Source organism: Streptomyces sp. NPDC014889 (assembly GCF_043081205.1).
In the GTDB taxonomy this organism is placed as follows: domain Bacteria; phylum Actinomycetota; class Actinomycetes; order Streptomycetales; family Streptomycetaceae; genus Streptomyces.
The window spans coordinates 139,858-152,591 of sequence record NZ_JBIBWH010000009.1 but is presented as its reverse complement, the minus strand read 5'-3'; the positions used below and the strand labels follow the sequence as shown (position 1 = coordinate 152,591).

The following is a 12,734-nucleotide window of genomic DNA, read 5'->3' as shown; positions in this document are numbered from 1 at the left end:
CCGGGCGATCCGCATCGCCCGGCACTGTGATCTCATGCCGGATGCCGGAAGATCCTTAGACCTCCCGGCGGGCGTCGGACGGGGGTTGTCGCCGGAGCCCGCGCCCGTGCTCAGCGCCCGTCCTCGGCGCCCGTGTTCAGGAAGCGGCGCCCGGAAAAGCCCTGGAGACGACGCCGCGCGGGCCGACGCCCGAGGGCTCCGGTGTGCCATGGCCGGGGAACCGGGCACCCAGGAGCGACAGCAGCGGCCCGGCCTCGCGTGCCGTCTCCTCGAACACGGCGTCCGGGTCGCACGGCGCGGTGACGGCGGCGCCGACTCCGTAGCGCAGCCGGTGGCCGTTGAACACCGCGGTGCGGGTGGCGAGGCCGAAGTCGGCGGCTCCCGAAAGGGAGAAGTAGCCGATCGCCCCGGTGTGGAGGCCGCGCGGCCCGCTCTCCAGCCGGTCCAGGACCCGTGTCGTCCCCGGCTTGGGAACACCGGTCACCGCGCCGCCCGGGAACGCCGAACGCAACGCCGCCACGGCCGTGGTGTCCTGGCGCAGCCGCGCCCTGACCGTGCTCACCAGACGGTGCCCCTCGGGGCACGTCACCACGTCGAACAGCGGATCGACGGTGACGGCGCCGGCCTCGGCGCGGGAACCCAGATCGTGCCGCGCCAGGTCGACGAGGGTCAGATGCGCGGCCCGTTCCGGTTCGCTGGTGGCGAGGTCCGCGATCAGCAGGGCGTCCTCCTCCGGCGTACTCCCGCGCGGACGGGAGCCGTTGGTGACCGTGGACTCCGCCCACCCCTGCCGGTCGACGCGCAGGAGACGCTCCCGGGCGGAACTGAGCACGGACAGCGCGCCGAACCCGAGGAACGCCCCGAAGGGTGCCGGGGCGAGCCGCCTCAGGAGGCGGTACGCCTGCCACGGGTCGAGGTCCGTCCTGGCCTCGACCATATTGGCGAGATACAGCCCATGGGCGTGCCCTGAGGTCAGCTCCTCCTGGCAGGCGGCGACGAGCTTGAGGTACCTCTCGCGCTCATGACGCAGCCGCAGACGCTGCCGTGGCTGCCGGACCGGCGACGCGATACGGGCGGCCGGAAGGGCCGGAACGGGCGCCGGGGGCGGGACGGCGAGCCGCGCCGAGGCGGTGGTGAGCCAGGAGCGGGCCGGGCCCTCGTCCCCCTCCTCGGCCAGGGCGAGCAGATGCGTGGTGTCGGTGCCGTGGTCGAGCACGACGGCGCGGTCGGCGAAGACCATGACGGCGTCCGGGGCCGGCGAGCGGTGTGCCCGTGTGCCGCCGCACTCGGCCTTCAACTCGTGGCCCAGGCAGCCGACCCAGCCGAGCGCGAAGTCGAACGGCAGGTCCGGGGTCTCCACCGTCAGGGACCGCAGATCCTCGTCGAGCAGGTGCAGGAAGGGACTGCGGACCACTTCCGGTGCCGTCCCGGCGGCCCGCACGGACACGGTGCCCCTGACCACGTTCGCGGTGGCGACCCGGGCGAGCGGCCCGTCCGCGTTGCCGAGGACGGACACCCGGCCACGTCCGCCGTCCGCCCTGCCGCTGTCCAGCCAGAAGGGATGGTCACCGGAGCGGAACAGGTGGTCGAAGACTGTCTCCGCCTCCCAGCGTGTGTCCAGCCGTTCGGCCAGGACCCGCAGCCGGCGGCGTGGCCGCCCCGGCCGGTCGGCGCCGGGGAGCCGCGCCGGCGCCTTCGCGGGACTTGTGGTGATCCCCGGTGTGCCGCGTGTTCCGGCGGTGAACAGGGACGGCCCGGTGCGTGAGGCGTGGTGCCGTTCGGTCAGTTCGCGGAACCCGGTCAGCAGTTGATGACCCGTGTCCGTCCCGGCTGACTCCGGATGGAACTGCACTCCCCACAGCGGCAGGTTCCGGTGGCGCAGCGCCATGACCACGCCGTCGTCCGTCGCCCAGGCGGTGGGCTCCAGGGCGGGGGAGAGACCGGTGACCGCGAACGAGTGGTAGCGGACGACCTCGACGGGGTTGGGGAGCTGCCGGAGGAGCCCGGCACCGGTGTGCCGCACGGGTGAGATCCGTCCGTGGCACGGCCAGGGAGCCCGGCCCACCGCACCGCCGTGCAGCAGCGCGATCGTCTGGTGGCCGAGCCCCACGCCGAGCACGGGCAGCCGGCCCTGACGGCAGACCTCGGCACTGACCGCGTTGCCCACGCGGTGGTGCGGGGTGCCGGGGCCCGGGCAGAGCACCACGTTGTCGAAGCCCCTCAGCAGTCCGGGGCGCCAGGAGGGGTCGTCGAAGCGGACGACCTCGGGCTCCCGGCCGTTCACCTCGGCGAGGCGGTGGAACAGGTTCTGGGTGAAGGAATCGTCGTTGTCGACGAGCAGAGTGCGCATCGCGGGTCCTCGCTCCATGTGTGCGGGACCGGGACCAGGGCGTCGGAGGAGGAGCGTCGTCAGCCGGAACACGGGCAGGCGTCGGTCCCCGTGCTGCGGATTGGGTGGCTCGGTTTCCGAAAGGTGGGAGAAGTGCGCTGATTCCGGCCGTGGCAATTCGGTCATGAAGCGGGCGTCGCTCGGGCAGTCCCTATTCTTGACACCAGGACAAGGCGGTTCCTCTGCCTGAGAGGAACCGGGTGGGCGAAATTGCGCTGTTCAAGCGCGGTTCATCCGAAGGTATTTGCTGTCGAGAACGAACGTGCCTATCCGGGGTCGGGATTCAGGGTGTGGAGGCGCACGCAAACCCGAGTGCGGCAGGGGTGGGCCGACGGCCTTGTGATTGTCATCAAACTCCCGCTCCTTCCGGTCCGGGTGTACATCGCCCTCCTATGTGATCTCATGCGCGCCGCCGGAAATTCCCTAGTGTCGAGCGTGGGACGGGGCAGGTGAGGGGGTGTGCGGGCGACGCGTGCGAGGGGTGGGGCGGCCGGCGGGTTCCGGCCCGGCCGCCGCCGGCGCACCGTCGGGGCGTTCATGCCGCCGCCGGGCCGCGGTCCTCCGTGGGCGGCGGGCCCGGTACACATGGTCCGATCGGTCTCGGCGACCCGTGAGTACCGCACGACATACCGCCGCAGAGCGAGCGCGCGACCGTTGACTGTCGCAAAGCAGGCCATGGGACATGAGGGTTGGACTCGTGCGAACACAGACATCGGCGCGTAATGCTGTTCGGCCGGACATTCGCACGTGAACCGCATGCCTCTGACTTGGCAATAGCTGACTGCACAACTGTTCTGGCATAGAATCTTTGAGTGCCTTCCTCGGACCTGATCGACCACCCGCTCATCACCACGTTCGGCCGCCTGGTGGAGACCCACAGTCACCTCGAGCGGCGGCTGGGTACGGCCATGCAGACGGAAGTCGGCCTGCCCCACCTCTGGTTCGAGGTGCTGATACGGCTCGCCCGCGCGGAGAGAGGGCAGTTGACCATGAGCACGCTGGCCGACCAGATCGCCCTGACCACCAGCGGGGTCACCAGGCTGATCGACCGGATCCAGGCGGCCGGCTACGTCGAGCGCTGCCCCTGCCTCAGTGACCGGCGGATCGCCTACGCCGCCATCACCGACGCCGGGCACGAGATCCTCGCCCGCGCCGCGGTCGGACACGTACGCAACCTGCTGGCCTCCTTCGCGAAGTTCAGCGAGGACGACCTGGCCATCCTGGACGATCTGCTCGACCGCCTCCGGAGTACGACGTGATGCACGGCCGCGACAACGAGCTGACCGCCCTCGGCGCCAGAGCGGCCGCCGCGCGCGGTGGCGAGACGGGGTGCGTGGTCCTGACCGCACCGCCCGGCTACGGCAAGAGCGTTCTCCTCGACGCCCTGCTGCGTGCTCCCGCCTGCCGGGACATGACGGTGCTGCGGGCGCACTGCGGCGAGGCGGCCGGCGGCGCCGGGGCCTACGCGGGCCTGAGGGCGCTGTTCACGCCGGCGGGCACCCCTGCCCCGGACCGCCAGGAGCCGGAACCGGGCACGGACAGCCCGGCCATGTTCCTGCCCGGCCCCGGGGACGCCCAGCAGTTCGCCCTCGCCCCCGCCTATCCGGTGTTCCGCCGGCTCGTCGGGCACGTGCTGCGGCTCACGGCGGAGCGGCCGCTGCTGCTGGCCCTCGACGACGCCCACCACTGCGACGAACACTCCCTGCGCTGGCTGGAGTTCCTGATGCGGCGGGCGGCCGGACAACCGCTGCTCGTGGTCCTCGCCCGCAGCTCCGGCACCGAACCGAGCGCTCCCCGGGCCTGGGTCGACCTTCTCGCCCACCCCGCCGTGTCGGTGACGCCCCTCAGGCCGCTCGGCGCCGACGCGGTCGGCGCCCTCGCCGAAGAGGTCTTCGGCCGGCCGGTGCACCCCCGGCTCGCCGAGCGCGTCGCCACGGTCACCGGCGGCAGCCCCCGCACCGCCGTAGGACTGCTGCGCGAGCTGAGGAGACGCGGCGCGGCTCCGGACGAGGCCGGGGCGCACCAGGCGTGGGACCTCGGCGGAGGCATGGCCGCCCGGGCGGTGCGGCGGGTGCTCGACCGCGAGTCGCCCGCGGTCCGCAGCGTCGCCACGGCGATCGCGTTGCTCGGCGGCACCCGGCCGCCGGAGTGCGTCGCGGTGCTGGCGGCGGTGGACCGCGCGCAGGCCGACGAGGCGATCGCCGTGCTGCGCCGGGCGGGAGCTTTCACCTCCGACGGCACGGCGCTGGTGCACGAGGCCGTACGCTCCGCGCTGCGCGAACCGCTCGGCACCGAGCGGACCGCCGAGCTGCACGCCCGTGCCGCGCTGCTGCTCAGCGACGCCGGCCGGCCCGCCGAGGAGGTGGCCCGGCATCTGATGCGGATGCCGGGCGCCCTGGAGCCGTGGATGACCGCGGTCCTGCGGGACGCCGCCGCCCGCGCCGAGCAGCGCGGCGCCTTCGCCGACGCCGCCGACTGCCTGCGCCGGGTCCTGGACGCCGAGCCCGACGACACCGAGACACGGTTGAGGCTGGCACTCGCCGTGGCGCCCGGCGACCCCCTGAGCGCCGTTCCGATGTTCCGCGCGGCACTCGCCGGCACGGCCGACGCACGCGCGCGTGCCGGCATCGCGGTCCAGTACGCCATGGCCTGCCTGTCCGTACCGCTCCCGGCGGTCTGCCGGGCGGAGATCCTGGGGGCCCTGGAGACCGCCTGGGACACCCTGACGACCGGCCCCGAGCGCGCCCCGCACCTGCGCGACCAGGTGGCGGCCGTGCTGCTGTTCATGGGACGGCGCGGGACCGGTGTGGCGGCGCGGGAGCACCGCAGTACGGTGACGGCCTCGTACCGGCTGCGCACCGACCGGCACCAGACGGAGGCCCTGGCCGCGCTGCGCACCGCGCTGGCCGGCCACTCCCGGGAGGAGGCCCTGAAAGGCGCACGGAGCGCGCTGGGGACGACCTCCCTCCAGCAGCCGCCCTGGCTGCGGTTCACGGCCGCCGCCACACTCGTCCTCGCGGACGAGACCACCGAGGCGCACGCCGCGCTGGACACCATGCTGCGAGGCGCCGGCGACGAACCGACGACCTGGGTCCGGGTGCTCGCCGGCTCCCTGAGGTCCCATCTGCTGCACCGTGACGGAGCCCTCGTCGACGCCGCCGCGGAAGCCCGCGCGACGATCGACGCGGTGGGCCGGACGAACTGCGAGGCACGGCTGGTGACGGCACGGGCGGTGCTGGCGTCGGTGCTCGTCGACCGCGGCGAGCCGCAGCAGGCCGAGCGGCTGCTGGACCGGATCGGACGCGGCGAGGCGACCGGCTCGGCCCTCGCCTACCTGGTGTATCTGCACACCCGCGCCCGCACCCGCTGGGCCACCGGCCACCCCCGCCAGGCGCTGCGGCTGATGCGCGAGTGCGGCGCGGTGCAGGAGACCGCCGGTGTGCTGAACCCGGTGCTCACCCCCTGGTGGGTGGACACCTGCCTGATCCTCGCGGCCATCCGGCCCACGGAAGGCAGGGAACTGGCCGAACAAGGGGCTGAACGCGCCCGGCGCTGGGGAACGCCGCGCGCTCTCGGCCTCGCCGCGCTCGCGGAAGGCGTCCTGACACCGGGCAGCGCCGGGCTCGACCTGCTCGCCGAGTCGGCTCACGAACTGTCCCGGTCGCCCGCGGTGTCCGCGTACGCCCGCGCCGAATACGCGCTGGGCCGGGCCCTGTTGGTGCACGGCGACGAGACCGGCGCCCGGGAGCGGCTGCGCAAGGCGGCCGGTATCGCGGGGGGTTGCGGGGCGCTCGCGCTGGCGGAGGCGGCCCGCAGTCTGCTGGTCTCCGCCGGGGGCCGTATGGGCCACGCCGCCGACGCGCCGACCGGAGGCCTGCTCACCACCACGGAGCTCAAAGTGGCCGGTCTCGCGGTGTCCGGGGCCAGCAACCGCCAGATCGCGCAACGGCTGTTCGTCACGGTGCGCACGGTGGAGTCCCATCTGACCAACGTCTACCGCAAGCTCGGGGTCCGTCGACGGGACCAGCTCATGGACGCCCTGCGCGCCGTGCACGGCGGCTCATGGCCGGGCCGGCCGGTGCTGGAAGGGGCGTGAGGATCCGTCCTGCCGGGGACTCAGGCGCCGCAGAAATGGACCGGGGGAAGGAAGACGGGGTGATGGACGGATGACGGGGTGGACCCCCTCTCCCCACGTGTGGGACCGCACACGGTCGGCGGCGGCCGTCGAGGACCCGCCGTCCCGCGTCCGGGCGCGCGAGCGGACGATGATGGCGGCCGTCCTCGACGGGCTCGGCACCTCGGGCCCGGTGCTCGTCACGCTGTCGGGCAGGAGCGGCCTCGGCCAGTCCGCCCTGGTGCGCTGGGCCGCCGACCGGGCCCGCGCGTCGGGCCACCGCGTGCTGCGCGCCCGAGCGGCGCTGTCGGAGTCCGAGCTGCCGTACGGAGTGGTCACCCAACTGCTCGAACCGCTCGACGTCCCGTCCGTGACACCCCCGGGGCCGACCCGGCGCGAGCCCTTTCCGGGGCTGGCCGGGCTGCTGCGCGCCGCGCGCGCGTGTCCCACCGTCCTGGCCGTCGAGGACGCGCACTGGCTCGACCGGGAGTCGCGGCACTGGCTCCAGGCGCTGCTGCGACGATGCGCCGGGACGCCGCTCGCGGTCGTGTGCGGCGGCGACGACGCGGCGGCGGCCGATACCGGATGGTCCGGTGAACTCGGCTCCGCGCCCGGCCCGACCGCCCACCACCTGACCCTGGCGCCGCTGCCCCCGGACGAGGTCGCCGCCGAGGTGGCCCGGGTCTGCGGACGCGCGGACGACGCGTTCACGGCCGAGGCCGGCCGGATCAGCGGCGGACATCCCGCGGTGCTGCACGATCTGCTGCAGCGGTTCGCCGCGCTCGGCCACCGGCCCGCCGCGGCCCAGGTGCCGGTGCTGCGTGCGGCCGGCTCCGCCGTGCTCGGCGACCACCTGATGAGCGCCGTGCGGGCACTCGGCGCCGAAGCGGGCGAGGTGGTGCGGGTGCTGGCGGTCTGCGGAGACCTGCTCGACTTTCCTCTCGTGCGCACGCTCGCCCGCGCGGGCTCGCTCAACGAACGCCGGCTGCGGGCGGCCCTGGCCCGGACCACCGGAATCCGCGCCCTGCCGGACGGCCGCCTGACGGTCGACCCGGTCCTGCGCGTCCGCGTGCTGGAGGAGATGACCACCGACGACCGCACCGATCTGCACGTCCGGGCCGCCGAACTCGCCCATCGCGCCGGAGCCGAGGACCGTGCCGTGGCCGACCTGCTGCTGGCCGCGCGCCAGGCCGGGGCGCCCTGGGCGATCCACACGCTGCGACGCGACGCGGACCACGCCGTACGGGAGGGCGAGCACGACCGCGCCGCCGCGCTCCTCGCCCGCGCGGCGGAGGAGGAACAGGACCCCGCGGAGCGCGCCCGCCTCGGCCTCGAAGTGGCCGCCGTCCACCTGGTCACCGAACCCGAGGCGGGCGACCTGCGGATCGAGCGGCTGATCCGCACCCCGCAGACTCCCGCCGCCGTACGCCTGCACGCCGCCGACCTCGGCCTCACCGGCGGCGGAGCCGACGTGGTGCGCCGCTCGCTCGCGGACGCGCTGACGACCGCGGACGGGGCCGAACGGGACGACCTGCTCGCGCTCTTCTGGGCCGCCGACCCGACCGGCCAGGCGATCGGCGCACCGTCCGTACCCGCGGTGCCGCCCCTGCCGCAGCGCCCGGCCACACCCGCGCAGGCCGCCGTGCGCGCCTGGCAACTCGCGCTGTACGGCGAGAGCCTGGACGAGGTCGGGAGCCTGGCCAGGGCCGCCCTCGCCGACGACCGGCGGCCGGACGGCCCGCTCATCCAGCCCGCCCTGGCGGCCTGCGGGGCCCTGTGCCTCACCGACGCGCTGGACGACGCCGAGTCCGGCCTGAACCGGCTGCTCGGCGCACTCGACGGCAGCCGGCTCCGGCTCGCCGCCCCCCAGATCCTCGCCCTGCGCGGCGAACTCAACACCCGCCGCGGCCGGCACGCCCAGGCCGAGCGGGACCTGGAGGCCGCCGAGCAGGGGGCGGGCGCGCTCGCCAGGTCGGACGCCCTCCTGCCCCATCTGTACGGCATCCGCATCATCGTGGACGTGGAGAGCGGCCACGAGGACGCCGCACGCGAACGCGCCGCCACCCCCCTGCCGCCCGCGGCGGAGGACAGCGAGCACTGGCCCCGTCTGCTGTTCGCGCGGGGCGTGATCGCGCTGCGCGCCGGCAACCCCGTTGAAGCACGTGACCAGTTCCGGGAGTGCGGCCGTCGGCTGCTGAGCCGTCATCACCTCAACTCCGCACTGGTACCGTGGCGTTCGCTGACGGCACTGACCTGCCACACCCTGGGCGAGTCGGTCGAGGCGCGGCGGCTGAGCGAACAGGAACTGGCGCTCGCCCGGCGCTGGGGAGCGGGCAGCACCCTCGCCTGGGCCCAGCTGACGGCTGTGCTGGTGGCAGGACGGGAGGACCGTCTGAACGGCGTCCGCTCGGCCATGGGAGCGGTGCGCTCGGCGCCCACCGGCCCGGAGTACGCCCGGGTCCTCGCGGAGTACACCGCCCTGGAGATGACCGAGAGCGGCGGCGACCGGCGGATGGCCGCACGGTCGCTCGCCGAACTGTGCGCGCTCACCGCCGCTCACCCGGCCGCCCCCATGGCGGTCAGGGCCCGAGCGCTGGCCCGAGCGGCCACCGGCACGGTGGCGGTTCCGGGCTGGGACGCCCTCTCGGAGGCCGAGCAGCAGTCGGCGCTCCTCGCCGGCCGCGGCCGCAGCAACCGCGACATCGCCGCGCTGCTGGAGATCTCCAGCCGAGCGGTCGAACTCCGGCTCGCCCGCGTCTACCGCAAGCTGCGGATCAACGGGCGCCAGGAACTGCGGGAACTGGTCCGCGCGATGGAAGGACACTGAACGGGATGCTGCTCGAACGAGGTGTCGAGCTCGCGGCGGTGCGACAGGCCCTGCGCGCCGCCGCCGGGGGACGCTCCTCCTTCATGGTGCTGGCCGGCCCCCTCGGCATCGGCCGCTCGGCGCTGCTGCACGAACTGCCGCGCTGCGCCGGCGAGGACATCGTGCATGTGCTGCGGGCCAGCGCCGCGCCGACGGAACAAGGGCTCGCCCACGGTGTGGTGCGTCAGCTCTTCGACAGCCTGCTCACCACCGCGTCCGGGCCGGACCGGGAACGGCTGCTCGCCGGCGCTGGAGCCGCCCGGCAGGTGCTCGGCGACGACGTGGCGCCCGACAGCGACGCCTCGGACGGAACGGTTCTGCGTGATCTGCGGGCCCTGCTGGCCACGTTGAGCGCCACGGCGCCCCTGCTCGTCCTCGTCGACGACCTCCAGTGGGCGGACTCCTGGTCGCTGCGCTGGCTCGCCCGGCTCGCGCCCCGGCTGGACGGACTGCGGCTGCTCCTCGTATGCAGCCTGCGCGACGGGGACCCCGGCTCGCGCGACCCCCTGGTGCAGGAAGTGGTCAGCGCGTCGGCCCGCATCCTGCGTCCCGCGCCCCTGTCCCCGGCCGCCACCGGGGAACTCGTCCGCACGCACCTGGGGGAGCCCGCCGACGAGGACTTCGTCCACGCCTGCCACGACCTGTCCCGGGGCCGACCGCTGTTCCTCCGGTCCGTGCTGTCCGAAGCCGCGCTCACGGGCTGCCCGCCCGCGGCCGCGAGCATCGGCCTCCTCCCCACGATCCACCCCGCGCAACTGCGCGACCGGTTACTGAACTGCCTGCTGCTCCAGCCGCCGCCGGTCCGGGACACGGCGGCCGCGATCGCCACGCTGGCCGGGCACGAGGACCCCGCGCTTCTCGGCCGCATCGCCGGACTCGACGACGTCGACCTCACGACGGCGCTGCGGGTCCTGCGCGAACTGGGGCTGACCACCGAGGAGGACGACACGCGCTTCGTCCATCCGTCCGTCCGGGAGGCCGTCGAATGCTCGTTGAGCGCCACCGAACGTCAGCGCCGGCAGGAGGCCGCCGCGGGGGTCCTGTACGACAGCGGGCTCCCGGCGGAGCAGGTCGCCGACCAGCTGATGGCGATCCCGACGCCCCGGTACGCGTGGGCCGTACCGGTGCTGCGCAGCGCGGCGGACAGCGCACGGCGCAAAGGGAGGCCGGAGTCGGCCGCCCGGTATCTGCGGCGCGCGTTGCTGGAGGCCGTCGAGCAGGACCGCACCAGGGCCCAACTGCTGGTCGAACTGGCCTCTGTGGAGCTGTCCTTCGACCCGCCGGCCGCCGAATCCCACGTTGCGCAGGCGCTTCCCCTGCTCCCCACGGTCCGTGACCGGGCCGCCGCCGTGCTGCGGCTCTCGCCCAGTGTGACCAGCCCCATGACCCCGTCGGCCGCCGCCCTGCTCAGGCGCGCCGCCGACGACCTTCTGGACCCGTACGCGGGCGACGACTTCGGCGGCGAAGAGGCGCTGAGCCTGGAGGCGAGGCTGCGGTACACGGGGCTCGACGACTACGCCCAACTCGCCGACGCCGTCAGCAGACTGCGCGTCCTCGACCCCCCGGTCCGGTCGCGCGGCGGCAGGGAACTGCTGGCCGTGCTCCTGCACGCGACGACGCTCAACGCCGACGGCGAGGCGTCCGAGGTCGTGCGTCAGGCCCGCGCCGTCCTCGACTGGGAACCGGCGACCACCTCGGGAGGTGGTTCGGTGATGCAACTGGTGATGTTCTCCCTGGTGGGCGCCGACGCCCTGCAGGCCGCCGAGTCCTGGCTGAACGCCGCGGAACGCGGCGGCCCCGGAGACGACGGCGGGGCCGATGCCGTGACGCACGCGCGGCGCGCCCTGTTCCACATCGCGCGCGGCCGGCTTCCCCAGGCCCGGGAGCAGGCGGAACGCATCGTCGAACTGGCCGGCACGATCGGCGAGGAGAGCCGCTGCTTCGTCTACGGTGTGCTGGGCGCACTGGCGCTGTCGGCGCGCGACGCGCAACTGGGTTCCCGCATCGTGGGCGACGCGGCCGACCGGTCGCTCCCGCCCATCCCGGCCGCACTGCTGAGCCTGCTCCGGATGGCGGAACAGGCCCAGGAGGGCGACGCCGACACGGCCCTGGAGACGGCCATGGAATGCGGTCGGCAACTGGAGTGCGCGGGCTGGCGCAACCCCGTTCTGTTCCCCTGGCGCCCCTGGGCGGTCTCCCTCTCCCACCAACTGGGCGACCACCACCTGGCCCGGACCCTGGCGGCGGAGGAGTACGCGCGGGCGAAGGAATGGGGAGCGCCGGTGGCCATCGGCCGGGCACTGCGGCTGCGCGCCCGCACCGACGGGGCGGACGAGCGGGTCGATCTGCTGAGGGAGGCCGTGGGAACACTCCGCGACTCCGTCAACGAACTCGAACTCTTCATGGCCGTAAGAGACTTGGGGCGGCTGCTGGGTGACGGCGCCGAGGCCCGGGAGTCCTTGCGCGAGGCCGGTGAACTGGCGGAGTCCTGCGGCGTTCCCTGGCTGCCCGGGCCGGTCACCGCGGAGGGCCGGCCTCTCGCCCCGGCCGCACGGACGGCACTCACCCGTACCGAGAGCCGGGTGGCATCACTGGTTGTCAGCGGCCTCACCAATCAGGAAATTGCAGCTGAACTTCAAGTGAGTGCCCGCGCCGTGGAAAAGCACCTGACTAACTCCTATCGTAAACTCGGCATTACGGGCAGGCGAGAGCTGGCCGCAGTTCTGCAGGAAACCGGGGTGCACGCCGCCGGCTGAACGGGCATTCGGTCCCCGTGTTCCGGCAATGTGCCCTCTGACCTGGGGTTTAGCAACCGTACCGAACCTTTGGACCGGTGCCCGGGCGAGAGACCGAACCTTCCCCCGCAACTCCACAGAATCGGCGGGATCGGGCCGGTTCACGTTGACCCGGTCGCCGTCAACTCTCTAGAGTTCATGGTGTGGTTCCAGTGGTAATGGAGAATTGAATGGTCAGGAAAACCGAGTTCTTCTCGGCTTTCCTCTTCCGTGAGGGAGGAGAGAGGGAAGCCCTGGAGGGCCGGTGAGTTTCCCGACCGGCAAGGCAATGGAACCCGCTACCTGTTCACCCATCTCATGAGTACCAACCGCTGCGCAGACCGACGGTCCGGTGACGGCGACGAGAGGTCGCTGCCCGGCAACGTTGTCAGACGCGTGAGGCACTGCACGCCGCCATCATCGCCGGCGTGCGCCCCCACGCAGGGACGCCCGGGCGCCCTTGTGCCGAGCCGTCCTGCCGGGCCCGAAGCCATCGGGTCCACCGCGCGCGGCGTACACCCCCCACCGCACGAAGGGCGATTATGCCGCAGGTCACCAACTCACGACGTGTGACGAGTCAGTTCACGTCCA

Annotated in this window: 5 protein-coding genes; 4 read left to right on the top strand and 1 reads right to left on the bottom strand. The window is 73.8% G+C overall.

Annotated elements, in window-relative coordinates; genetic code table 11:
* Window positions 1-136: 136 nt before the first annotated feature.
* Window positions 137-2,350: a chorismate-binding protein gene (locus ACF09J_RS19565; protein ID WP_392306682.1), complete on the bottom strand. Its 2,214-nt coding sequence runs from the start codon at window positions 2,348-2,350 to the stop codon at window positions 137-139.
* A gap of 851 nt (window positions 2,351-3,201) precedes the next feature.
* On the opposite strand from ACF09J_RS19565, the gene ACF09J_RS19560 reads away from it, so the two are divergent.
* From ACF09J_RS19560 to ACF09J_RS19545, 4 genes are all read left to right on the top strand, one after another.
* Window positions 3,202-3,648: a MarR family winged helix-turn-helix transcriptional regulator gene (locus ACF09J_RS19560; RefSeq protein WP_392306681.1), complete on the top strand. Its 447-nt coding sequence runs from the start codon at window positions 3,202-3,204 to the stop codon at window positions 3,646-3,648.
* Window positions 3,648-6,485 (top strand): AAA family ATPase, encoded by a 2,838-nt coding sequence (locus ACF09J_RS19555; protein ID WP_392306910.1) that lies wholly within the window; start codon window positions 3,648-3,650, stop codon window positions 6,483-6,485. The genes ACF09J_RS19560 and ACF09J_RS19555 overlap by 1 nt, the downstream gene beginning before the upstream one ends.
* Window positions 6,486-6,555: 70 nt before the next feature.
* Window positions 6,556-9,330 carry an AAA family ATPase gene (locus tag ACF09J_RS19550; protein ID WP_392306680.1) on the top strand — a complete coding sequence of 925 codons (2,775 nt, stop codon included), beginning with the start codon at window positions 6,556-6,558 and terminating at the stop codon, window positions 9,328-9,330.
* Between the two features lie 5 nt (window positions 9,331-9,335).
* Window positions 9,336-12,125, top strand: coding sequence for an ATP-binding protein (locus tag ACF09J_RS19545; RefSeq protein ID WP_392306679.1), 2,790 nt, complete (start codon window positions 9,336-9,338; stop codon window positions 12,123-12,125).
* Window positions 12,126-12,734: the final 609 nt, after the last annotated feature.